Source organism: Paenibacillus shenyangensis, assembly GCF_000346635.1.
In the GTDB taxonomy this organism is placed as follows: domain Bacteria; phylum Bacillota; class Bacilli; order Paenibacillales; family Paenibacillaceae; genus Saccharibacillus; species Saccharibacillus dauci.
On record NZ_AOIG01000008.1, the window covers coordinates 71,195 to 94,651 of the forward strand.

A 23,457-nucleotide genomic window follows, 5' to 3' on the forward strand; every position below is an offset into this window, starting at 1 on the left:
GCTAGAGACAGGATGGCTATCGTTTCCAAAAAAATCACAAAAAGAGAGCTGCTCATTAGCAGGCTCTCTTTTTGCATATTAAACGTCGCTATATCCTTAATCTGCTGCAAATTCGATTCATTCCTGCTTTGTTACTTCATGATAATTTTCCTGTAATTTGATTCGTATTCAAACACGCGCCTACTTTAAAGGACTTTAGAATCTATTTATACATTTACTTATAGTCCTAAAGAATCATATAATAAACAAATGCAAATATCGTTTTAACTAACGAACTATACATAAAGGTGGAGATTTTTTGAGGATATTCAGCTTAAACAAACCTTCTATCGGTTCTATCAAAATTTTAATCGCTTTTATTCTGCTCGGGTGCACTTTGTTTCCTGCTTCTTTTGCTGTTGCAGCCGACCAGATTGTATTTCCCAGTTCCGATCGAACGCGTTATGAAGTCATATTCGATTTTACCCAGTATGTAAACAACAATGCTCATATTGATATTACTGTCATTCAGTCTGATTTTGATACTGGTGCGCGAACTAGAGTGAATTACGCTTTTGAGGATTCTTCGTTGAATCCCAAACAAAAGCTGAATGGTAATATTTCCGAGATTCATGGAGTTATTGATGGCTCATCCAGTCAATTGCGTGCATATGCCAGTTTGCCTACAGAAGGTATTATTCCTGGCGATGGAGGGGAAGCATTATACCGATTCGATTTGACTACAGGTAGCCTGACTAAAATGGCAGAATACCAAGAAGCAACATGGATTACTATTTTACCTCAATTGCAGCTTTATCAAGTACATGATTATTTAAATAATGAGGTACATTTACATACTTACTCTCTTGATACAATGAAGCCCCTGTTTACAAAAGGCGCGTATAGTGCGATTGAAACTGTCGATCAGCTAAAAGCTTCATGCACCTCAGGCTGTCAGCATACCGACTATATTATATCTACTCTAAACAAAGATAATGAGCGGATTCAAAATTATAAAGTTCAGTCTCATGGCAAGCTTACACCTGTGCAAATCAAATATGAGGAAGTTGAAAAATCAGGGGCTACTATCCGATATTTACATGGAAATGGTGGCAAGTTGAAGCTGGAATATTACACAACACCGAATAAACAAAATGCTGCTCGTGTGACTTGGATTAAAGGCAGTAGCAAAAAAGTGATCCTAAATACCAAGGGCCGTATTTTTACTTATGCCTCACCCGTATTTTCTCCAGATGGCAAAAGCATTGCATTTGCTACCGAAATCCTTGGTGAGCATATGCGCAAACTCGATTTCACAGTATATGTGTATAATACCAAAGATATGAGTCTGGTAAGCAAAATCAAGCCAGATTACGGCCTTGGAGTGTACCGACTTATCTTTGATAGCAATACTTTGCTGCGTATTAAGTATGAAACTTCACGGCCCGGAGATTACAGAGATGTCTACCATGACCTTCTAACTGGTACCGCTGTTACCGCCGGGTATGATAGTCTGACTATCCGTGATGCGGATCATTACGATAATTTTAAATACGATCATCTATTTAGTCTTGAATTACCGGTTCCAGTACTTGTGAATAATAAATATATTCGCTATAGCAGACATGGTTCTTTCCGCAAAAACGGTAATATTTATGTTCCTCTTACTGATCTTGCAGCGCAAACTGGAACTCAAGTGACAATGGAACTGGCTGATATTCGATTGGAGCGTAATGGACATATAATGACGGTGAGCAAAAAATCTCTGGAATCACTCGGTGACAATTGGTTTATTCCTGTTCGCCAACTAGAACCGATTGGATTGAAAATGGCTTATAGTCGAAGCATAGCTGTTTTTCTTGAAAATACAGATAAATGATTTTATTTTCAATTACAGCACATTATAAATTCAATATTTTGGATTGAATATAAATACAATTCTTAAATCACTTTAATCTATGAATCCATATGAATCTCGGCAAATTGCTCTGCAGTCGCATACCCATAGATCCAGTAATCATTGCCTTTTTTGACATAGGGGATGCGTTCTTCCCTCAGTAGTGTAACAAATTCCTGCTCTATATCAAGCAGACGCGACTCAACCAGACGTCCCTGATACTCGAGACGTCTGGGTTTGATGCGCAAAGCCGGATTTTGCAAGGGGGTAAACCGAGCATCATCCGACATATCTCCAATAGCGGCATGCCAGTCTCCATTATAATTTACATCCTGTTCAAAATACTCCGGGTATGGCAGTTCCTCCAACACATCCTTCATCTGAAAAGGTGGAGCAAAAGGTAACCGTTTATAAATCCCCTGCAGCAGCCGGTTCCAGCGCGTATCGTTAAGAACCGAAGTCAAGCCCCGGCGTTCGACTTCCTTTTGGACTTTTATCTTGTATTTGTCATATTCCATTGGTCTAATATCTCCTGTCCTGATATCCTTATCCCCCTATTATAGCATCGCATGGTATAATGGTGGATCAGTCACACGTATAGTTGAAACTACAGGAGGCACCACAGCATGATTACCGATCCATATACACCGGAGATTGTCCAGGAGACGATCCGGTTTACAGAACTTTATACACGAATGGCCAGACAACTATTCGAGTCGCTGTTGACAGCAAAATGCAATCAGAACATGTCTATAGAACAAAAAGTTTCCCGTTTCGAAAATGTTATTGAACAAGATGACCTGAAGCCAATCTGGTATAAAGGCCAGTACTGGAATATCGATCCCCATGGAGAACACTGTCTTTTCAAAAGTGATAGCGGTCTGCCTATTGAAGTACGCATTCATGATAATAGCTGGATCGACGCAGGATTTTTCAGTCACTTTTTGCAGCATCTTCCGGCAGCACAGGTGCTGGTACGTCGTCTCAAACCGGCTGATTTCCACTCGGTCATTCAGCTTTTTGAATATATGACTGCACAGAATCTGCTAATCCAGCTCGATGGTACCAATTTCAAGTTGCAGCCGATCCAGTAGACTGTAACGAACCGTCAAGCTACATCCATTCAACCCAGATGCAGCAAGATCCATAGGTTTCCTTTTGCAAAGCTTGGCCTTTATATCTCATTATGTGCAGCAGCGATCAGATGATACGGACGATACTCCTGAATAGACAGCTCAATCAGCAGACGGGAGAGCAGCGTATCATCAATAATCGCTTTGCGTTTGGCTTTTAGAATAATCTGCTCCATATCCGCGTAGCTGCATCCCTCCATCTTTTGGCTTGCCCAGTCATGCAATCCTGACTCGCATGGAAATTCATCACATAACCGGCGAATATACTCCAGCCGCAGCTCGGCCGCCGGATTGCCATACACCATCTTGGTATCAAATCTCCGCCAGATCGCATTATCCAGTTCAGTCTCCAGATTGGTGGCTGCAATAAAAATACAATGTTCTGGGAATTCATCGAGACATTGCAGTAGTGTATTCACTACACGTGCCATTTCTTTGACCTCGTCATTATTATCCCGTGTACGGGCGACCGCATCGAATTCATCCATAAATAACACACAGGGCTCCAGACGCGCATATTCAAAAATTCTGCGTACATTGCTGCCTGTCTCACCGAGATGCGCATGAATCAATGCATCCAGACGGACGGTAACAAGAGGTAGCTCCAACTGATGCGCCAGATGAAAGGCTGTCAATGTCTTGCCTGTTCCTGGCGGACCGAACATCATGATCTTGTTGGGTACAGGTACATCATGGATCACAAATTTGTCTTTCATATCGATAATTTTCAGAAATTCGCTGGTGATCATCTTGTTCTCGGGTGACAGCACAATATGCCTGGCACGGTGTCCGCATTCTTTGACACTATAGACCGAAGCCATCTCAATCCCTTTGGTTAGCGGCATTTTGCCATAATTACGTCTATTCTTGCTCATAGGGGGTTAAGCACTCCTTATCATGTATAGGGATAGTGATTGATTTGTAAAAGTAGCCGGATTATCTATATGCGGTGAAGTCAGACTATCTAAATGAAGGAAGTGGATCATTCAGATTGCGCCAGCTGGAATTCATCTCTTCCGTTGTAAGCAGTGCTTCATCCAGACTCCGTTCAATCGCTGCGCGATCCATCTCTACTCCGATAAATACAAGCTTGGTTACACGGTCTCCCCACTGCTCATCCCAATCGGGCGTTCTGGGCACTTCTCCGTTAAAGTGTACATCCAACTCCTCCTGACTGAGTGCAGCTACCCACAATCCTGCCGGTGACAATTGTTTGGAAGTGCCCGCATGACTGAAACTGATCGCCATATGATTACGCGTTGCCAGCCAGATCAGCCCTTTGGAGCGAACGATCGTATTCGGATAATGAGTCACCCAGTGAAGTAACCGTTCTGGATGAAAAGGAATTTTCCGGCGATATACAAAAGAGTTGATTCCATATTCTTCGGTCTCCGGGGTATGTTGTTCTTTGAGCAATTCCTGAATCCAGCCCGCCGATTGGCTCGCCTTTTCGAAATCAAAACGTCCGGTATTCAAAATATCTGCCGGATTCACCTGTCCATATGTGGAGTGAATCAACCGAGCATCCGGCTGCAGAGCATGGAGTGCCTTTTCCAGACGTTCCAGTTCGGCTGCATTGACCAGATCGACTTTGTTGATGATTAGCACATCACAGAATTCTACCTGGTCAGTTAGCAGATGTACGATACCACGCATATCCTCTTCACCTGCTGCCTGCCCACGATCAAGCAGGGTCTCGCGTGAATAATAATCCTGCCAGAACTGCGGTGCATCGACAACCGTGACCATTGTATCCAGCCGGGTCAATCGAGTCAGATCAATCCCATTCTCCTCATCCACATAAGTAAAGGTCTGTGCGACAGGCACCGGCTCACCGATCCCGGTCGATTCGATCAGGATGTAATCAAATCGCTTTTCCCTGGCAAGCTTCTCGACTTCCACAAGTAGATCTTCACGTAGAGTACAGCAGATGCAACCATTAGACATCTCGACCAGCTTCTCATCGGTACGCGACAATCCGCCCCCATCCCGAATCAAATCAGCATCGATATTCACTTCACCCAGATCATTAACGATTACAGCAACCCGCAGCCCTTCTTGGTTATTGAGCACATGATTCATAATTGTCGTCTTGCCTGCACCCAGATAACCGCTAAGTACGGTTACCGGAATCCGCTCATCTACGTTGTTTTCTATGTTCATAGTTGTCATATTACCGACCACCTTTATACGTAATTATTACGATTATAGATTATGACCTAGAAAGCTTTTTTGTAAAATATGCTGATCTACTGTTGAACCTGTACCGGCCATGGCAGTGGGTTGGTAAATGTGCTCCAGTCCTGCTCCAGCTCTTCGTCATTTAACAGACATTCATCCAGCTCTGTCTCCAGTTCCATCCGGTTCATATCAATCCCGATCATGACCAGCTCAGTCAATCGGTCTCCCCAACGTTCATCCCAGCGCTCACGCACATCCGGCTCTTCTGCCAGAATAGTCTGCTGTTCCTCTGACGGCAGTGCAGCAACCCATTGACCTGCTGGCCCGAACTGTATGGATGGTCCTGCCTGACTGAGACTCGCAGCGAGGTCTCCGTCGGCGGCGAGCCAGACCAGACCTTTGGCACGTACGACCTGTTCCGGCCAGTAGCTCATATATTCAGCGAGACGCTCCGGGTGAAAAGGAGCCCGCCGACGATAGACAAAGGAACTGATTCCATACTCTTCGGTCTCCGGTGTATGCTCTTCCAGCTCCAATTCACGAATCCAGCCTGCTGATTGACTTGTTTTCTCAAAATCGAACAACCCGGTGTTTAAAATAGCTGACGGATTAACCTGTCCATTTGTTATGCGAATAATACGTGCTGTCGGCTGCAGCTGGCGAATAACCTGTTCCAATTGCTCCAGTTCCTCTGGATCTACGAGATCGCACTTGTTCAGCAGTAGTACATCACAAGTCTCAATCTGGTCGATCAGCAGATCGACAACATCACGGGTATCTTCGTTATCTGTCGCCTGGTTACGATCCAATAATGTCTCTCCGGATTCATAATCATGCCAGAAACGGTTGGCATCTACGACAGTTACCATGCAGTCCAGCCGCGCCAGCCCGGTCAGGTCAATCCCCAGTTCTTCATTGGCATACGTAAATGTCTGCGCAATCGGTACAGGTTCACTAATACCTGTCGATTCAATCAAAATATAATCAAATCGTCCTTCCAGCGCCAGCTTCTGCACTTCCTGCAGCAGATCGTCACGCAGAGTACAGCAGATACAGCCGTTGGACATTTCGACCAGTTTTTCTTCTGTACGCGATAATGTTCCCTGTTCCTTGACGAGTGCTGCATCAATATTAACCTCGCTCATATCGTTTACAATAACGGCTACTTTTAGTCCCTGACGATTATTCAGCACGTGATTCAACACTGTGGTCTTGCCTGCGCCGAGATAGCCGCTGAGTACTGTTACTGGTAATTGTTTTATAGTCATGTTGATTCTCCTTGGGTTTTGTATTGATGTATACCATTATTACACTGAGTACAGTAGATAAGATGTATTTGGGATAAATGTACTCTGCTTTGTAAAAGATTGTTGGCAATCATATCTTAATTATCTTTTCACTTAATAGTAATAATTACGATTAAATAACAATTTATATGATTATTATGTATTTTGTCAACTGTATAATTCCAAAGAACCGTAATATATAATAAGAAAGAACTATATAAAGCTACATACTACGTTGAGAAGGTTGGAACTTGTATGGGACTCTATGAAATAGAGATGGGACGATTACTGGATGGGCAAAAGGAGCATAAAGGCATTGGTCAATACTATATTGTTACGCCAGAAGAGTATCTGCTAACCGATTCACTAGAAGATGTAAATGGCATACATTATACTATGGCAAATATCGAAGAAATGCTGTATCAGGGATGTCGGCAAAATATTCAAAAGTTTGCAGCTTCCAATCATAATCAGGCAGTATATACTTTTTCTATTTTTGTAGACAGCAGTAACGGAATGTATCTTCTTTATTTGAATAACCATTCATACTGGCAGCAAGTCAGCCAGCATTATTTTAATGATTATACAAAAAGCTATAAAGAGACCGGTAATGAATTGTATAATCGCTCATTGGAACAGGTCCAAATACAAATGAAATTTGCTGCGGGTGCTTTTCCATTTAGGCTAGACGATCTGGGCGATGAAATTGACACTGCGCTGGATGCCTATCGTCAATTAAATGAGCAAATTAATGATCATGAGGAGTATATGAATAACCCTCCAACTGAATTGACTCCCGACAAACGCCAACAACTTCAGCAGCTTGATACAGATTCGATCACTATTATAGATGCCATCTTAATGAATTACGATGGTATGTACGCTGTGGCCATTAGAGCACTAGAAAGATTGCAAACCGATTTGAAACAACTGGATCAGACGGATGACTTTATTGCATATGTATGCTCGTCCAATGGGGAAGGTGGCGAGATTCTAACATGGACCACACTAGCTCGCAAAAGTAATTCCATCGACCGAATTTATCTGGCTAAGCCAGAAGAAGAGAAATACGATATAGAAATTGAGCAAGTTAGAAGTCAGCAAGCTATACGCCGTGTTGAAGATCAGTTAAATTACTGGATAGGCGAAATTAAAAATAATGCATATAATTTAGAGGAAAGTATTCTCTACCATTGTAATAAAAGCGATTATTTGGCTTATACGGAGATATTAAATTTAGGGAAAGACGTTCTGCCTATACTAGAAAAAGCGCTTCAGTTCGAAGATGATAGATTAGTGATTGAAGTGTATGAGATGCTTCTGGAAGATTTACGGTACGGTTGATAACTAGTTTAGATAAGTATTATAAAAACAGCCATTTCTCTAATTCTAATAACTTTGATATCAATAGTTATATAAGTGCCTTACAGATGGTTATCTGTAAGGCACTTTTTTAGAGATTCATATTATAGCAATCAGTCGTCAATATTCTAATTTTAGATTAATCTTTTTTCATGTCACATTGGAGTCTAATAGCCGAATAAGCTCACGCAGTTTCATCCGTATTCGATCCAATGTAATCATCGTTTTGTATATCTTCGGATACCCTGAAAGATCATATTTTTCCAAAAACCTATACTGCGGATAGCGATCATAAAACGACTTGTCCAGCCACATTTTGTACGTATACCGCTCCAGTGCATCACCCAATCGCTCCATTGTCCGGCGACTCGCCAGCCCAACGATAAGCGACTCATAGGTGTCAAAGTCCGCGTTAATGACATCGTTAGCTGCATACCGCCGGAATTCTTCGGCAAATTCCTGTTGAAGCCAGTTCCATTCCTCGTACAATGCCATTGTCTCATATTCCTCTATATACAAACGCTGAATCTCTGCCAGTACATTCTCTTTACTCATCTTTAATCACCTGGTCATTCATGACCTGATACGAATTATTTTTCTTTTTCCATCCTCTTACAAAGTTCGGCATTACATTCAATAATAGAGATTTCTACTCTAACCATGCTGACATCCCTCTCCAAATATCTTGCTAGCCTACTCTTCTTCCGTCAAACACAACTCGATAAATGCAAACCAACTCTCTGCTTCGACAGAACGATTCTCCCAGTCATGCCAGTAATACAGCACCTGTCCATACGTGCCTCCGATATCCGGATCGGTATCGAGACAGAGATAATCTCCTGCTCCATTGGTTGCTAATGGAATCCAGGCGGGACTCCATAGGGTCGGCTTGATTCCCGGTCCGTTATCTACCTCCATTTCATCCTGATCCACCTCTTCATTTAGAAACTGCCACTGCTCCAGGATCGAATCAAGCGATAGCAGAGTCAGATTACGTACCAAAGGAGTAACGCCAATCTCATCCCGCTGCCCGCCATATACCTGATAGAATGCCTTCAGTTCCGCGGGAATCTCTGCCTTGATACTTTCTGCGAGTCGACTCCAATCCTGTCCCTCTACTCCAGGCAAAAGCTGTAGATTTTCTTCTGTACTACTTTCTCTCGCGATTGCCCGTGTGATAAGTTTCTGCCATAACTGTGCTGCCTGTGTCATATGGATAGTTGAACTCCTTTCTTACCTGCGAAAATAATGTTGATATTATGGACAATAGAAATTATAATTTCTTTTTTCATGATTTTGGTTTTTCTATTATGAATTTTTCATATGTTGAAATTTTGAATTTAGGTAAATAAAGTTGTCACCAAAAGCTTCTCCTCAAAACCAAAGACAGGTTCATTTCTCAATTAGCTTCGTTACGCGATTTTGTTGATTTCCAGTTATCGTACCGATAAGAGATAACTTCACTGATCTTTTGGTAATTGTCTGCATTATCTTGAACATGATACTCACTGGGCAAATTCTCTGCCAATACGTAAGCATAATCCAGAAAGTAATTTTCTTCCTTGTCTGCATCTGTATAATACTTCGCAAAAGCGTTGCCTTCTTCTGTTAGATCTCGCGAATTAAAAGTCCCGCCTATATTTCTCTCGTAGAACTGGGCACCAGACATTTTACCTTGTCTGACTAGTAGCAGGTCTTCGTCATGTATTGCTTCAACTTTTTCATCTATCATTTTATGTTCGATAAACCAGCCGATCAGCATTCCAAACGGTATAAATCCCTGGAATTGGTCCAACTCTTCTGGAAATTCACCGTCATAATGCCATTTGGCTTTGTCATATGTATGTGGCTTCATCCGATTATTAATAGGGGTGGAGTGATTTTTGTCATCAAAAGTATTCATAGTTAATAGAGCTCCTTTATCAGGATATAATATATAATTATTTTACCTTGTATTTATTGGTTCAGCACTGGATCTTTGGAACCGTACCATTTTCAGCTTTTCCGTAGAATGTATCATGTAGTACAGCTATGTTAAAATGTCTATATCACATCCACTTTAGAACTAAAATAAACAGCAAAAAGGTGATATTATCCGACATACTATGCAATCATGGATCGTCAAAACCCTGGTCTTTATAGCACTATTACAGATTTTCTACTACATACTGCGCGACTTGATCTTTGCGCATATCGATTTACCTGTCCGTATTGAAAATGTGGTTCAGCTGGTAGCGATCGCGTTCATTGTGATCCTTTCTCTGGTACTGACCGTGCTGCTCACCAAAAACAATGAATACAAAGCATAAGCCAATTCATTTAGGCAAAAAGGAGCATAGCGCTATCATGGCGTTATGCTCCTTTTTGCTTCATCTTCTATGTTCATTTCAGGTTTTCTACATTTCTTACTCTTTTCCTAATTGTATGTTCAACTGCTCTCTTTTACTTCAAATTATTCTGCTTTATCTCATTTACTTGCTTGTACTTCATTCATACGTCTTTACTCCCACGCTGTTACAATCTCGCGTTTGCGTTCTTCCAGCAGCTGCTCTTTGTCATCCCGGTAGAACAGATTATATGTGTCAAATGGAATAATACGTCCATCGGGATGTACGATATGCACGCAGGACTTTTTCACCGATCGGACGTCAAAATTATATGCATCCAGGAACTGCATAATGATTACGCGGAATACATTATCATAGTTAATCTGCTTGGGTACCGCCGCCAGCGGCAGGCAGCAGAGCAGACTTTTCAGCGACAATGCCGAAGATATCGGCGAATGACCTGTTGATAGTAGTTCAAATAGCTTGCCACGGATCACCGGGTCATTCTCGAATACAATAGTATTGCTGTCTCCCTCCAGTAGCACTTCAGGCTCGATCATGCGGGTCAATGGCAGTACCTGCTTGCCCAGCTTCAGTGCATAGCCCATTGCCAGACAGTCGGGATGACAAGGCACCGGCAAAATATCATTTTCATTGAATACGCCCGACTGATCAATAATCATCTGGCGTACTTCGCTGACGGTCAAACGATCTGTTGACGGATCATAGCCTTCCAGGCGACCGGCAGCCTGAATAGGCTGAATAGTGACGCCGCGCACAGCACGCTGTTTTAATCCATACTGGATAATTTTGCCGATCTCGTGATCATTCAGCCCTTTTTTGAGGGTAACGACCAGTGTAGTCGACAGATTGAATTCATTCAGATGACGAATCGCATCCTCGCGAATCCGCCGTACATCTGCACCGCGCAGCTCCTTGAGTACCGATGCTTCGAAGCTGTCAAACTGCAAATAGATCTCGAACCCCGGCATATAACTCGCCAGTCGTCTGGTGAATTCACGATCCTGGGCTATCCGGACACCATTGGTGTTCAGCATAATATGCTTGATGGGACGGCTTTTGCACATCTCCAGAATCTCGAAAAAGTCCGGGTGGGTCGTCGGCTCTCCGCCACTGATCTGGACAATATCCGGTTCTCCTTCATTCTCCACAATTCGGTCCAACATAAATGCAATCTGTTCCAGCGAGCGATACGAGGTACGATGCGGTGAAGATTCGGCAAAACAGATCGGACATTTCATATTACAGTGATCCGTAATCTCCAGCAGGGTCAGGCAGCTATGCTGCTCATGATCCGGACAGAGTCCACAGTCATAAGGACAACCATATTTGATAGGAGTATTCCAGATCTGCGGCATTTCGGATGGTTTGACGAATTCACGGGTACGATGGTAATACTCTACATCGGTCGAGATCAGTACCTTTTCCGGTCCATGCACCAGGCAACGTTTGACCATATATATGCGGCCGTTTTCTTCAATAATCTTGGCTTCTGCTTTGCGATAGCAGGTGGAACAGATACTATTCGTCAATTCATGATAGAGATAAGGACGATTTTTGGGCATTGGATTGCTCCTTTTGTCTGAATAAAATATGTAGGAATAAGCGATATAGCAAATTTCATCTGCCTGCCTGTCTTTGTACTATTATCCTTGGTAATCCGCAGTTACTGCGGTTCGCTGCTGGGGTCCTTTACCAAAAAGAAGCCATCCATAATAGAGCAGTCCCGCCAGGCAGGCGAGCTGAATATTATTCAGTCCAAGGTAAGGATGCAGCGTCGGCTTGATAAATTCAATACCAAAGCGGAACAGTAAATATCCTGCCATGAACCACTGAAACATTCTCCCGGATATGTAAGTACCGGAGGCTCCTGCAATCTGTCCACGGCTCTGACGGTACAGCGGAATCAGCAGCACTGCCAGCAGGATCAGAAAAGCAATCTCGTACAACTGTGTCGGATGACGCATAATGCCATCGCCAAAATTGACACCGGTGATCCAGGTGGTTGCGATCCCGTATGTATGATCGTCCAGTCCAGTCAAAAAACAGCCGATTCGTCCTATCGCTATCCCGAGGATCAGCGGATAGACAAAGTCATCTCCGGTTGAGCTTTTCCATCCGACCATGCGTTTGGTCAATTCCACTCCGATCAGACCACCCAGCAGGCCGCCGACAATCGTCTTCCCTCCCCAGAGAAAATGTCCCTGACTCAGCTGCTCCCAGGTAGCCACAGGATTCTCAAACCAGAACAACAGCTTGGCTCCCAGTGCTGCTCCCAGGATCGTTCCAGCCAGAATCTGCAGACTCACCAGCTTGCTCATCTGGCTTGGACGACGTGTCCATAGATATACACGAAATCCGATAAAATAGGATAGTGTCTCGAACAGCACATGGGGATGAATCCGCCATGAACCAATATGTAGATAAAACGGAAACTCCATGACGCTCTCCCTTCTTTTTTGTCTATACGCCCATCAGCATGGCTCCGCATATTGCCGCAAGCAGCAGCACCAGACCACCTATCGCTGCCAGGAGCGGTACTATTACTTGTAAGAACCAGTTAAACTTGGGCCGCTCCCGATCAGGATCCGGAGGCTGAAAACGCGGAATGATAGGTATATCCGCATCACAATTGACCCGGCAGGCATCCAATTCGGGACTGTAACACTCTTCGCATAGTGCCTTGCTGCAGCGGGAGCACTGGTGAACTGCGATTCGATCTTTATGATTTTTACAATAAAAATTTTCCATCTTGCCACCTCCATCGGCATTTGTTTCCATTGTATACGCTCTCTATTATTTCGACCAGCTTTCATTGCGAACAATATATCAGACTATCGAGTAGATTGCGTCTTTTTATTCAGTCCATTCCAAAGAATGCCGAGCATTGTATCTCCGTTCCGGCATCTCATCTAATTATGTAAAAGAGTAAACATCCTGGTGGGATTAGCTCGAAGACAAACCCATACATAGTATAGTAGAGAATAGAGTCGCAGGATCTTCATTATAATTAACTATTGTTAACAGCAATTAAAAAGCAAAAAAAGCACTCCTGACTCCGATCCGCTTATCTGCAAAGAAGATACGGACGGAGAATCAGAAGTGCATAGATAAATAGTTTATACTGCTATCTGTTTGTAATTAATCAACTATATAATGAAAATGAACGAATTAGATACCTGTCCAGACGTCTTTCACGTAACGTCCATTCTGCTGCAGTTGACCGAGCCACTCTTCAGCTTCGTCAGCACTCACCTGATGCACCTGACAGTACATTTCCTGGAGTGCCTGTTCTACATCCGGTGCCATCTTGTTGCCATCTCCGCAAATATACAGCTTGGCTCCCTGATCAAGCAGATGGATCAGTTCCTCTGCATGTTCACGCATCGTATCCTGTACATACTGCTTGTGATCCGGATGCTGGCGGGAAAAGGCAGTATACAGCTTCACTATGCCTTCATCCGCATAACGCTCCAGCTCATCCTTGTACAAATAATCCTTATCCGGTGTACGGCAGCCAAAATATAGTCTGGCTTCCCCAAGCTCGGTTCCCTGTTCTTGCAGATGGTGACGCAGCTGCAAGAATCCACGGAAAGGTGCTACACCGGTACCAGGCCCTACCATGATGATCGGTGTCTGCGGATCTTCCGGCAAATCAAATCCCGAACGCGGCGAACGGATAAACATAAGTACGGTATCGCCCTTTTGGAGTTCGGACAAGTAGCTGGTTGCAATGCCATAGAACTCTCCTTTCCCGCTACGTGCAGGTCCGGCTACTACGCTCACTGTAATGCTGGCACGATCCGGCTGCATAGCAGGTGAACTGGAAATCGAATAATAACGCGGCTTCAGCGCAGGCAGCAGTCCCAGGAATTGCTCAAAAGGCATCTCGCAGGACATATAATCTTCCATCAGATCCAGCAGGGTAATCCGCTTCTCTAAAATCTCACGATGATAAGTCTCGTTCTCCAGCAGCGCCTCCAGTTCCTTGCGATGCGGCGGACACTGGTTATTGTCTGCCATCGCCCGAATCTGAGCACGGGTAGCTACATCCTGCAGTTCTACGCTCAGGGTCAACAATTCCATAATCGATACCGGACGATCCAGCGGTAGATAAGCGGCGCTGCTGCCTTTACCGATAATCTGGATACGTTCGCCCCCATCCATACGGAACCGGCGCAGTACGCGTTGTACCAATGATTGAGGATTACGTGGAATAATGCCCATATGATCCCCTTCATGGTAGCTCTCGCCCTGCGGCAGGGCAATCTCCAGATGCAGTGTACTACGTCCACTATCCGGCTTCTGTAGTTCATAAGCTTCCAGAATCTCGCATTCCAGTGCATTATAGCTACGTACCAGTGGACTTCCGACCGGTGAGTTGACAAATTCTATCTGGATAGCATTTTCCTTTTTGAGCTCTTGTTCATTGATTTCTACATGGAACACTTTGAACAGCTCGGGCCACAGCTCGCTTCTCCATTCATCGAGCTGCATCTCAAAGTCCCCGCTCGCATCCCCTTCGCCACGTCGGAAAATACGTTCAGCTCCCTTCTGCTCCAGCAGCTCATCGATCAGCTTGGGAATTCGCTGGTACGTACTGGCCCAGTTATGATCTCCACAGCCAAATACAACATACTTTATACCCTGGCAGCTATTATCATCGGCATTTTGCAACCAGTTAACGAATTTCTCGGCATTGCTGGTCGGCTGTCCATTATACGAAGAAGCTACGATCATGAGCACGCCTTCTTGTGGCAGGTTACCTGCATAATCATCGAGCGGCGCAGCCGTTGTCTCAAATCCGTACGTTTCCCCTCCTTCTTCCAGTTCTCTTGCAACTGCTTCTGCTGTACCCAGATTCGAACCATAAAGAGCGAGCAGCGGTGTATCATGCTTCTGGACTGCCTCCGAAACTTCTGGTTCTTGTTGTTGTTTACTGCCTTCGGTGCCTGGAATAGCGACAGCAACACGAGCTGTACGTGGATGCACCTTAATACGGAATCCGTCGGGCTTCAGTGTCAGCGTCTCCCGGATTTTCAGTTGATACTGCTCGGAATCCTCAAACTCAAAATGCTTCACCAGCATACCGAGTACCAGTGTAGCCTCATACATGGCAAATTGCTGTCCAATACAGGCACGCATTCCGTGTCCGAATGGTTTGTATGCATGCTCGGGAATCTGTGATTCATCTTCAAACCGCTCCGGTTCAAAAGCTTCAGCATTTTCTCCCCAAATCTCTTTGTTCCGGTGTAGTGATGGAGTAATAATATTGACGCTCTGACCTTTTTTTAGTGGATATTGGCCTGCCAGCATTGTATCTTCCTTGGCCATTCGGGAAAAAGCAGGAGCTGTCGGCCACAGCCGCAGTGCTTCTCTCAGAATCATACGAATATATTTGAGATCACGTACCTGCTTGTAGCCCGGCACCGGGTCAGCCAGAACACGATCCACTTCAGCGCGGGCCTTTTCCAGCTTATCAGGGTTATTGATCAAGAAATACAGTGCAAATGACAGGAGTCCGCTTGTTGTCTCATGACCGGCAATCAGGAAAGTAATCATCTGGTAGCGAATATTCTCATCCGGTAATTGATCACCGGTCTCAGGATCAATTCCGTTTAACATTCGGCTGAGCAGATCATTTTCTCCATGATCGCCGTTTTCTTTGCGCTGCTGGATTAGCCCATCAGCCACTTCAAACATATAATCTATATTTTTCTGGAATTCGCGCTTTTTGTGTAGCGCCAGTTTGTTCTGAATTTCCAGTCGATGCCCCTGATTCATTGCCTCATCCAGTGCCTCGACCATACTTTCTACAAAAGGATGGGGTTCCTGGCTGTAAAAGCTGTTGAATCGATAATTGAACGCACATAAGCCGATTGTATCCAGAGTGAGACGAGTCATATCGTCAGGAACTTCAACCATTTCATCCCGATTCAACCGGGACCATTTCTGCACGAGTTGTACGGCGATATCGACCATCTTGTCATGGTAATCCTGCATGGCACGCTGACTGAAGCTTGGCATCAGAAGACGATGGGCTTTGCCCCAGTTTGGTTCATTTGTCCAGCTGGTGAACAGACCATCCCCGGCAAAGGGACGTACACGCTGCAGTGGACTCCATACATTTTTATCAAATTTGGACTCATCCGATAGCTCTTTAACCAGATCGGGATCGGAGGTATAAATCTCTTCGCGGTCAGGGAATCCCAGACGAATCAGCGAACCATATTCCTCAAGCAGACTCATTACACTTTCCACCGGATGCTCCGCATCAATGAGCGGTAGATTACCGAGTGGACCGAACGTTTTGGGCTGTGGAATTGTAGACATTATTAATCTCCTCCTGTCTGAATATGAAGCAATTATGATGCGGAATGAATATTCATTCCGTTTAAGATGAAATTTGATATGACGATAATGATATATCAAATGGAGTTGCTATTTCAAATATGGACAGCGATCAGATCCCAGCAGCACTGATCTACCTGACGGAGCAAAACGTCTTCATCTGCCATCGTGATAGAAGTCATTCTCTGTTTGTACATTCCAAGAAATGCACCAAACACCATCAGAATTAGCGTATGAGCAGGTATATCCTTGATCATCCCCTGTTGCTGTCCACTCAAGATAAATCGATCCAGTAAGTCGAACAGCTCCCGATAAATCTTCAGGCTCTGTTCATCCAATAATCTGAAATAATAATGCGTATCAATAAAGTGCAGCGCATTCAGATCCGTTTCGGCAAATCGGGCCAGTCTGCTCATAATATGATGGAACTGTGCTCTCGAATCACTGCTTCCCGGAAAGTCTTGTTCAAATGCCTGATGCAGTTTTGCCAGCCGATCCTGGAATAATGCATTAACCAGCGCTTCTTTGCTGGAGAAATATCGGTAAATGGTACCTGCGCCTACATTTGCCCGCTGGGCAATCTCGGGTACGGTTGTCCCGTCAAAACCTCTTTCGGCAAATAGCGCGAGTGATGCTTCAACAATCTGTGTCCTTTTATCCAGCGTTTTGTTCATGCATTCACCTCTTTAAATCGGTTTGAAATAACATTCTGTTGGTATCATTAAAAGTTGGACTTTGTGTCTTATAACCTTCTATAGAAGTACCTAAACGTACTATTGCAAATTCCAAACAACAAAAAAAGCATCCCTGTATCTGTATGTATTGCACCTTGCGGTGTATCCATACGGCTTTCAGGGATGCCTGGAATGAAAATGACCATGATCAGTTAGCGGATGAGCTAAATGAGAAGTCATATTTTAATCAATGATAAATCCTTTTTCTTTTTCGGCGCGGAGTTTTTCAGGAGTAACATCATTACCCATAGCATCGACAACAGTCAATTGGGAAAATGTGCTAAGTACCTGTCCACGAATCTCACGCAGATACTCCTGACGCAGTACACGCTGTTCTTCTTTTTCTACATCGTTCAGACCGTGTTCACGTTGTTTTTGTGCCAGTTCATTAATACGGTTTAAGCTTTGGATCATCATAATACCTCCGTTGTTATGGCAGCTTTTTGCTGCATTATTTTGGTTTGTGCGATTTAATTAACTTGCTTGGATAATATAGATTTTTTAATTAGTCTTAAATTGTATATCTCATATTTAAGATATTTTTAGTATAACACATATTCTTATAAATGCAACCCCCTTTACTTATCGTGTTTTTTCCTTATGATATGCTGAATTATAAATGTCACTTTGGCTATTTATTCATTTGTCCGTTTCTTTTATGGAAGGCATACCATCCTGCTATACAAGTTACGATCAGCTGAATAGTCAGAGCTCCCCACGATAATACAGCAGATAGTTGATACTTCTCACTTATATAGAATATAGCGATACTGATCATCATCACCGCTATACCGGTGAGCATCCATTTTTGATTCATTCCCAATCTACGCTTTACACTGGATGTAGCTGGAGATAATGCTTGATTGGACTCATTCTTCTCCTGTCTGTAATAGACAATCAGATGAAGCGCTAATAGACTGATCGCAAGCCCCTGCCAAAGCAAATAAATGTCCCCTGTACTGCGATAGAGACGAAATGACATGACTAAAATACAAAATCCAAGTGCATAATCGATCCATTTCCCCATTTTGTATTCTCCTTTTCCCTTAACATTAAGTTGCTTCCTGTCGGCTATGTACGCGTGCTAATTCCTTGTTTTATACTTGTATATTGCTCTTATCAATCACTCCTGTTTACAAATTCTGCATGTTTACCTATTCATATCAGAAATAGTGTATCCTTTTTCTGGAACAAAATAAATATTGACCAATAAATCGATATAACGTAATATTACGATATAATGATTTTGATTATTATCATTCTCTACTTTTTAATTTAACATACTGTACGTTATCAAAATTAAATTAGGAGGCACCATTATGAATTCTGCTTTTAATATACAGGATTGGAAAAAGTATGAGGAGCCTGCCGAAGTGCTCAAGGCACTCTCTCATCCCGTACGTCTCTGTATTGTACGCGGCTTGCTGCGCAAAAAGAAATGCAATGTGTCCTATATGCAGGAATGTCTTGACCTACCACAGTCTACTGTATCGCAGCATCTGCAAAAGCTGCGCAGTGCAGGTATTGTCACAACAGAACGCAGTGGTCTGGAAGTAAATTATATTATCGCAGATGAGCGGGTTGAACAGCTGATTACCGTCTTTTTCGGAGAGGAAGAATAATATGGAAAACAAAAATCATAACCGCAAAATTATTATTGTTGGAGGGGTAGCCGGCGGTGCTTCTGCAGCTGCCCGGCTCCGCCGACTGGATGAGCATGCAGATATTATCATGTTGGAAAAAGGACCTTATATTTCATTTGCCAACTGTGGATTGCCTTATTATATCGGTGGAACAATTACTGACCGAGAACGGCTGCTTGTACAGACTCCCCAGGGTATGGCGGACCGCTTTCGAATTGATGTACGAACGGATAGCGAGGTGACATCGGTCGATCCGGAGCTACAGGTAGTCCATATCCGCAGTACCGAACGCGGCGAATATACCGAGAGTTATGATGAACTGATTCTCTCTTCCGGCGCAAGACCGGTTATTCCTCCTATTCCCGGCGTTGATCATCCACTGATCCATACCGTCCGCAATATTCCCGATATAGATCGGATCAAAAAGCAAATAAGTTCATCTAACAACGTATCATCAATCGTTATAGGCGGCGGATTTATTGGCGTGGAAATGGCCGAAAATCTGCGGGAAGCTGGTCTGGACGTTACATTGATTGAAGGCAATGCCCAGCTGCTGACTCCATTCGATCCGGAGATCGCGGCTTCTCTCGCTCAGGAAATGCAGCAGCATGGTGTACAGTTGTTATTCTCGCAGAGGGTCACCGCTTTTCGGGAAGCTGCAGAGGGCATTATTGTAGAGCTAGGCAGTGGTCAGGAGCTGCAAAGTGACCTGGTAATTCTCGCTGTAGGTGTAGCACCGGATACCGGGTTTCTCACAGATAGCGGGATTAAGCTGGGCGCGCGCGGACATATTATAGTGAATGACAAACTGGAGACCAGTGTACCACATATCCATGCAGCAGGCGATGCGATTGAAGTTCAGGATTATATTCATCAGATTCCTGTTACCATCCCGCTGGCAGGACCGGCAAACAAGCAAGGCCGGATTATCGCTGATCGGCTGGGTGGACTGGATTCTACCTACAAAGGGACACAGGGTACTTCCATTATCAAAGTATTCGGTCTGACCGGTGCAGCTACCGGCAGCAATGAAAAAACTTTGCAACGAATGGGTGTCCCGTATCAGACAACTATTGTGCATCCAAGCTCTCATGCCTCTTATTATCCGGGTGCTACTGCACTGACCATCAAGCTTTTATTCACACCGGAAGGACATATCCTCGGTGCACAGGCTGTTGGTTACGAAGGCGTAGACAAGCGAATTGACGATATTTCTGTAGCAATCCGTCTGAACGGTACAATCCATGATCTGACCGAACTGGAGCTGAGCTATGCACCACCGTATTCTTCAGCCAAGGACCCGGTGAATATGGCTGGATATGCTGCCCAGAATATTGTGAATGGTCATGTACAGAATTTCACCTATGCTGATATCCCTTCCCGTCATTCAGAGCATTCACTGCTGGTAGATGTACGGACGGATATTGAACACCAGAATGGTCATATCCCTGGTTCTATCTCGATTCCTGTCGATGAACTGCGTTCACGTCTTGGCGAATTGGATACAGCTAAGGAAATCTGGGTTTATTGTCAGGTTGGGCTACGCGGTTATACAGCAGCACGAATTCTGGCGCAGCATGGTTATCAGGTGAAAAATCTCAGTGGCGGCTATAAAACCTATAAGCTGATGCATCCGGCTCCACCATTTCCCGATCAAGACCCAGCGCGCCATCTGCTTGCACCTGCAGATGATCATCAGTCTACGCAAAAGATGGATAATGTCGTTCAGCTCCATACACCTGCAACTGACTCATCTGTCATCAATCATCTATCTGTGACTGAATTCTCTACTCTACCTCTACATTCTTCTGAAGTTACCAATCATCTGCCTGCTTCTGTCGAATTGAATGTCTGTGGTCTTAGCTGTCCGGGGCCGCTGATTCAGGTCAAGCATAAAATAGACGAGCTGCAAAATGGTGATACGCTGCGAGTCGTAGCATCCGATCCCGGTTTTTATGAAGACATACAGTCATGGGCTACCATGTCCCATCATCCGCTGCTGGAGATTAGTCGTGGCAATGGAGGAACTATTACCGCTCTGCTGCGCAAGGCGGAGCAACCGGTCCTTCATCAGGAGGAGCAGCACTCAGCATCTCAGCACTCTATGACTGAAGATCCTTCGGGCCAACCTGCAAGTACTATGGTTATCTTTAGCGGGGATCTGGACAAAGCGATTGCTTCCTTTATTATTGCTACCGGTGCTGCTGCTAGCGGGCGCAAGGTTACGATGTTCTTTACTTTCTGGGGTCTCAGCGTGTTGCGCAGACAGCCAGCTACCCCGGTACGCAAAAATCTGATCAGTCGTATGTTCGGCGCTATGATGCCGGGAAGTAGCCGTCAACTAGGGCTATCCCGCATGAATATGCTGGGTATGGGGCCACGCATGATCCGTGGTATTATGCAGCAGAAAAATGTACTTTCACTGGAAGAGCTGATCCAGAGTGCTACCTCTCTTGGCGTGGAAATGGTAGCCTGTCAAATGTCGATGGATGTGATGGGTATTCAGCACGAGGAATTAATCGATAATGTCAAAATCGGCGGTGTAGGCTACTATCTTGGTCAGGCCGATCAAGCTTCGCATAATCTGTTTATTTAACGAATACTGATCTTCATAAGCGCAGCTACTCTTCTGCAATGAACTTTAACGAGTGTTTGCTACACTAATAAAATCAACAAACAACATTCAAATCAAAAAAACGTGGAATCCATTCTCTGTAAATGTTACAGAAATGAATTCCACGTTTTGGTATATGCAGCGTCTACTATAGAACAAGCGGATACTTAGTTGTGCTTTATTTGACGACCCGTCTAGCCGTAACATAACGTTTGGCATAGTAGGACTGGGACAGACTGCTGATGGTTACGCCGCTGCTGCTGGCTGCATGAATGATTTTGTTATGACCGATATAGATAGCGACATGGGAGATTCCTCTGCCCATCGTATTAAAGAAGACAAGATCGCCTACAGACAGGTTGCCTTTGGCTACAGGTTTGCCGATCCTCGCCTGTTGTCTGGCTGTACGCGGCAGAGTCTTATTTAATTTCTTATATACATAACGGGTGAATCCGGAACAATCAAATCCTCGTGTACTGGTTCCTCCAAGCACATAAGGAGTACCGATCACCTTGCTGGCTTCTGTTTTAATTTCACTTTTGAATGTTGGCGAACTTGCAGACGCGCCGGCTGGATTTGCTGTGCAAATAATGGAGGCAGCCAGCAGAGACAATATCATTTTCTTCAAACAAATACTTCTCCCTTCGGTGCTTGCGGAGTTGCTTCAACCTCTGTCCAGGGGTAATCTGAGCTCTCTATCTATGTAAACAAATTCCCTTTATAGTAAGGACCCGCGGTGCAAACTTAATAATTTAAACAAACGGACGACATTAGAATCATTTATTAAATTTTTGTAACCTTTAACACCATAAATCATTTACCTATCTTTTGTCAAATACCGTCGCAATTTGTTCATTTATAATGGCATTGACGCATTTCTGATACATAAGATGCATATTCATTATTTCTACACCCGGGATTATAGTCTACATCTTCTTCGATGTAACTTAATGACTATTATGTATACTGCATTACTTGCTGTTAAAGTAGCATAAATAAACAAAAAGCCTGATCTCAAGGACCAGACTTTTTGTTTATTTTTATTTAATTCATACTGTTGATAGATCTGACTATCATGCTCTCTGGTAGGTTATCGAAGAAATAATCTTACGGAACAGCATTTTTAATATTGGTTATTTCCGTACTTTTACCTGCTCCTGAATCGCGTAGCGAATGATATGATTGCGATGCTGTTCCTTGATATCGCTGTATTGAAGGGCTACCTTGTAACGTCCGGCATCCAGTTCATTCATGTATACCAAATCCGCTTTGAAAGGCAGTGAGATTTCATTCTCTCCCTTATAGAGATACATGGTACCGGAGTACTTGTCATGTTCGACAGGTGTACGGGTGTAAAAGGACAATCCGCCACCACTAATATCATGGGTATAAATCTCCAATTGCTGCTCTGGTTCCTCTTCTACTTTCAGATCACAGCGTACCGAAGAGCCGATGCGCAAATAATCACGATTTTGAATTTTGATAATATCGGCAGGATCGGGAGCATGCAACTTGATCTTGAGCGGCTCTCCTTCGATACGCTCCATCCGGGTCTGGAACTGATACTTTAGCTTGTCATTGCCCACAAAAAAGACAAATACATCCCGTTTGATCATCTCGCTTAATACCAGTTTTTCTTTGCGGGTAATGTCGCTCAGTACAATCGCCTGCTCATCGACTGTCTCTACACGTCCCACCATCATATTGCCTTCATTGTCCTGTACATCCAGGTATTGATTAACAAAAACATAGTTCGCGATCTTCATCATCTATTCTCCTTCTATCCGATTAGCCAACCGCCTATCCTGATGCAGTTGTTGTATGGGGTAATGCCGATTTCATATTATTTTATAAGTTTAACAATCAAGTAAATCTATTCTCTCTATGCTCAGGGTAATTCTATAAGCAGATCGATTCAGGTATTTAGTT

The 23,457-nt window shown here is 43.9% G+C and carries 22 protein-coding genes; 6 read left to right on the forward strand and 16 right to left on the reverse strand.

Features of this window, described 5'->3' with window-relative positions; translation table 11 throughout:
• Positions 1-298: 298 nt before the first annotated feature.
• Positions 299-1,858 carry a PD40 domain-containing protein gene (locus H065_RS0107035; RefSeq protein ID WP_017812324.1) on the forward strand — a complete coding sequence of 520 codons (1,560 nt, stop codon included), beginning with the start codon at positions 299-301 and terminating at the stop codon, positions 1,856-1,858.
• Positions 1,859-1,935: 77 nt separating this feature from the next.
• Here the strand turns inward: H065_RS0107035 and H065_RS0107040 are convergent, their stop codons facing one another.
• Entirely contained in the window at positions 1,936-2,394 is a 459-nt protein-coding gene (locus H065_RS0107040; RefSeq protein ID WP_017812325.1) for a DUF6678 family protein, read from the reverse strand.
• A gap of 108 nt (positions 2,395-2,502) precedes the next feature.
• Between H065_RS0107040 and H065_RS0107045 the strand changes: the two genes are divergently transcribed.
• Complete coding sequence (locus H065_RS0107045; RefSeq protein ID WP_017812326.1) at positions 2,503-2,970, forward strand: hypothetical protein; 468 nt, start codon at positions 2,503-2,505, stop codon at positions 2,968-2,970.
• Between the two features lie 80 nt (positions 2,971-3,050).
• On the opposite strand, the gene H065_RS0107050 is transcribed toward H065_RS0107045, so the two are convergent.
• The 3 genes from H065_RS0107050 to H065_RS0107060 all read right to left on the reverse strand — a co-directional run bounded on the left by H065_RS0107050 (position 3,051) and on the right by H065_RS0107060 (position 6,458).
• A complete protein-coding gene (locus H065_RS0107050; RefSeq protein WP_017812327.1) occupies positions 3,051-3,884 on the reverse strand; it encodes an AAA family ATPase in 834 nt (277 codons plus the stop codon).
• An 85-nt stretch (positions 3,885-3,969) separates the two neighbouring features.
• Positions 3,970-5,181, reverse strand: a complete 1,212-nt coding sequence (locus H065_RS0107055; RefSeq protein ID WP_017812328.1) for a GTP-binding protein — start codon at positions 5,179-5,181, stop codon at positions 3,970-3,972.
• Positions 5,182-5,258: 77 nt separating this feature from the next.
• Positions 5,259-6,458, reverse strand: a complete 1,200-nt coding sequence (locus H065_RS0107060; protein ID WP_017812329.1) for a GTP-binding protein — start codon at positions 6,456-6,458, stop codon at positions 5,259-5,261.
• A 294-nt stretch (positions 6,459-6,752) separates the two neighbouring features.
• Between H065_RS0107060 and H065_RS0107065 the strand changes: the two genes are divergently transcribed.
• Positions 6,753-7,820: a hypothetical protein gene (locus H065_RS0107065; RefSeq protein ID WP_238557913.1), complete on the forward strand. Its 1,068-nt coding sequence runs from the start codon at positions 6,753-6,755 to the stop codon at positions 7,818-7,820.
• A gap of 168 nt (positions 7,821-7,988) precedes the next feature.
• Here H065_RS0107065 and H065_RS25445 read toward each other — a convergent pair whose 3' ends face one another.
• From H065_RS25445 to H065_RS25450, 3 genes are all read right to left on the reverse strand, one after another.
• Positions 7,989-8,393 carry a YxiJ family protein gene (locus tag H065_RS25445; RefSeq protein WP_017812331.1) on the reverse strand — a complete coding sequence of 135 codons (405 nt, stop codon included), beginning with the start codon at positions 8,391-8,393 and terminating at the stop codon, positions 7,989-7,991.
• Positions 8,394-8,531: 138 nt separating this feature from the next.
• On the reverse strand, positions 8,532-9,050 hold the full coding sequence (locus tag H065_RS0107075) for an SMI1/KNR4 family protein (protein WP_017812332.1): 519 nt from the start codon (positions 9,048-9,050) through the stop codon (positions 8,532-8,534).
• A gap of 187 nt (positions 9,051-9,237) precedes the next feature.
• The gene (locus H065_RS25450; protein WP_017812333.1) at positions 9,238-9,741 is read right to left on the reverse strand and encodes a DUF7832 domain-containing protein; all 504 of its coding nucleotides are present in this window, start codon (positions 9,739-9,741) and stop codon (positions 9,238-9,240) included.
• A 202-nt stretch (positions 9,742-9,943) separates the two neighbouring features.
• On the opposite strand from H065_RS25450, the gene H065_RS0107085 reads away from it, so the two are divergent.
• Positions 9,944-10,147: a hypothetical protein gene (locus tag H065_RS0107085; RefSeq protein ID WP_017812334.1), complete on the forward strand. Its 204-nt coding sequence runs from the start codon at positions 9,944-9,946 to the stop codon at positions 10,145-10,147.
• Between the two features lie 191 nt (positions 10,148-10,338).
• Here the strand turns inward: H065_RS0107085 and H065_RS0107090 are convergent, their stop codons facing one another.
• From H065_RS0107090 to H065_RS0107120, 7 genes are all read right to left on the reverse strand, one after another.
• Positions 10,339-11,751 carry a radical SAM protein gene (locus H065_RS0107090; protein WP_017812335.1) on the reverse strand — a complete coding sequence of 471 codons (1,413 nt, stop codon included), beginning with the start codon at positions 11,749-11,751 and terminating at the stop codon, positions 10,339-10,341.
• 81 nt (positions 11,752-11,832) lie between these two features.
• A complete protein-coding gene (locus H065_RS0107095; RefSeq protein WP_017812336.1) occupies positions 11,833-12,627 on the reverse strand; it encodes a prolipoprotein diacylglyceryl transferase in 795 nt (264 codons plus the stop codon).
• Positions 12,628-12,649: 22 nt separating this feature from the next.
• Positions 12,650-12,937 carry a hypothetical protein gene (locus tag H065_RS0107100; protein WP_026136085.1) on the reverse strand — a complete coding sequence of 96 codons (288 nt, stop codon included), beginning with the start codon at positions 12,935-12,937 and terminating at the stop codon, positions 12,650-12,652.
• 420 nt (positions 12,938-13,357) lie between these two features.
• Entirely contained in the window at positions 13,358-16,519 is a 3,162-nt protein-coding gene (locus H065_RS0107105; protein WP_017812338.1) for a bifunctional cytochrome P450/NADPH--P450 reductase, read from the reverse strand.
• 113 nt (positions 16,520-16,632) lie between these two features.
• Positions 16,633-17,211, reverse strand: coding sequence for a TetR/AcrR family transcriptional regulator (locus H065_RS0107110; RefSeq protein WP_017812339.1), 579 nt, complete (start codon positions 17,209-17,211; stop codon positions 16,633-16,635).
• A 243-nt stretch (positions 17,212-17,454) separates the two neighbouring features.
• On the reverse strand, positions 17,455-17,685 hold the full coding sequence (locus tag H065_RS0107115) for a DUF896 domain-containing protein (protein WP_017812340.1): 231 nt from the start codon (positions 17,683-17,685) through the stop codon (positions 17,455-17,457).
• 217 nt (positions 17,686-17,902) lie between these two features.
• Complete coding sequence (locus tag H065_RS0107120; protein ID WP_017812341.1) at positions 17,903-18,298, reverse strand: hypothetical protein; 396 nt, start codon at positions 18,296-18,298, stop codon at positions 17,903-17,905.
• A 292-nt stretch (positions 18,299-18,590) separates the two neighbouring features.
• Between H065_RS0107120 and H065_RS0107125 the strand changes: the two genes are divergently transcribed.
• Together H065_RS0107125 and H065_RS0107130 are read left to right on the forward strand one after the other, a co-directional pair.
• Complete coding sequence (locus tag H065_RS0107125; protein ID WP_017812342.1) at positions 18,591-18,893, forward strand: ArsR/SmtB family transcription factor; 303 nt, start codon at positions 18,591-18,593, stop codon at positions 18,891-18,893.
• A 1-nt stretch (position 18,894) separates the two neighbouring features.
• Positions 18,895-21,510: an FAD-dependent oxidoreductase gene (locus tag H065_RS0107130; RefSeq protein WP_017812343.1), complete on the forward strand. Its 2,616-nt coding sequence runs from the start codon at positions 18,895-18,897 to the stop codon at positions 21,508-21,510.
• 196 nt (positions 21,511-21,706) lie between these two features.
• Here the strand turns inward: H065_RS0107130 and H065_RS0107135 are convergent, their stop codons facing one another.
• Together H065_RS0107135 and H065_RS0107140 are read right to left on the reverse strand one after the other, a co-directional pair.
• The gene (locus tag H065_RS0107135; protein WP_017812344.1) at positions 21,707-22,156 is read right to left on the reverse strand and encodes a C40 family peptidase; all 450 of its coding nucleotides are present in this window, start codon (positions 22,154-22,156) and stop codon (positions 21,707-21,709) included.
• Between the two features lie 505 nt (positions 22,157-22,661).
• Positions 22,662-23,297 (reverse strand): flagellar brake protein, encoded by a 636-nt coding sequence (locus H065_RS0107140; protein WP_081604072.1) that lies wholly within the window; start codon positions 23,295-23,297, stop codon positions 22,662-22,664.
• Between the last annotated feature and the right edge of the window lie 160 nt (positions 23,298-23,457).

Coding starts and splice junctions, on each gene's coding strand:
- H065_RS0107040 (WP_017812325.1), bottom strand. CDS start 2,394: ATGGAATATGACAAATACAAGATAAAAGTCCAAAAGGAAGTCGAACGC.
- H065_RS0107045 (WP_017812326.1), top strand. CDS start 2,503: ATGATTACCGATCCATATACACCGGAGATTGTCCAGGAGACGATCCGG.
- H065_RS0107050 (WP_017812327.1), bottom strand. CDS start 3,884: ATGAGCAAGAATAGACGTAATTATGGCAAAATGCCGCTAACCAAAGGG.
- H065_RS0107055 (WP_017812328.1), bottom strand. CDS start 5,181: ATGACAACTATGAACATAGAAAACAACGTAGATGAGCGGATTCCGGTA.
- H065_RS0107060 (WP_017812329.1), bottom strand. CDS start 6,458: ATGACTATAAAACAATTACCAGTAACAGTACTCAGCGGCTATCTCGGC.
- H065_RS0107065 (WP_238557913.1), top strand. CDS start 6,753: ATGGGACGATTACTGGATGGGCAAAAGGAGCATAAAGGCATTGGTCAA.
- H065_RS25445 (WP_017812331.1), bottom strand. CDS start 8,393: ATGAGTAAAGAGAATGTACTGGCAGAGATTCAGCGTTTGTATATAGAG.
- H065_RS0107075 (WP_017812332.1), bottom strand. CDS start 9,050: ATGACACAGGCAGCACAGTTATGGCAGAAACTTATCACACGGGCAATC.
- H065_RS25450 (WP_017812333.1), bottom strand. CDS start 9,741: ATGAATACTTTTGATGACAAAAATCACTCCACCCCTATTAATAATCGG.
- H065_RS0107085 (WP_017812334.1), top strand. CDS start 9,944: ATGCAATCATGGATCGTCAAAACCCTGGTCTTTATAGCACTATTACAG.
- H065_RS0107090 (WP_017812335.1), bottom strand. CDS start 11,751: ATGCCCAAAAATCGTCCTTATCTCTATCATGAATTGACGAATAGTATC.
- H065_RS0107095 (WP_017812336.1), bottom strand. CDS start 12,627: ATGGAGTTTCCGTTTTATCTACATATTGGTTCATGGCGGATTCATCCC.
- H065_RS0107100 (WP_026136085.1), bottom strand. CDS start 12,937: ATGGAAAATTTTTATTGTAAAAATCATAAAGATCGAATCGCAGTTCAC.
- H065_RS0107105 (WP_017812338.1), bottom strand. CDS start 16,519: ATGTCTACAATTCCACAGCCCAAAACGTTCGGTCCACTCGGTAATCTA.
- H065_RS0107110 (WP_017812339.1), bottom strand. CDS start 17,211: ATGAACAAAACGCTGGATAAAAGGACACAGATTGTTGAAGCATCACTC.
- H065_RS0107115 (WP_017812340.1), bottom strand. CDS start 17,685: ATGATCCAAAGCTTAAACCGTATTAATGAACTGGCACAAAAACAACGT.
- H065_RS0107120 (WP_017812341.1), bottom strand. CDS start 18,298: ATGGGGAAATGGATCGATTATGCACTTGGATTTTGTATTTTAGTCATG.
- H065_RS0107125 (WP_017812342.1), top strand. CDS start 18,591: ATGAATTCTGCTTTTAATATACAGGATTGGAAAAAGTATGAGGAGCCT.
- H065_RS0107130 (WP_017812343.1), top strand. CDS start 18,895: ATGGAAAACAAAAATCATAACCGCAAAATTATTATTGTTGGAGGGGTA.
- H065_RS0107140 (WP_081604072.1), bottom strand. CDS start 23,297: ATGATGAAGATCGCGAACTATGTTTTTGTTAATCAATACCTGGATGTA.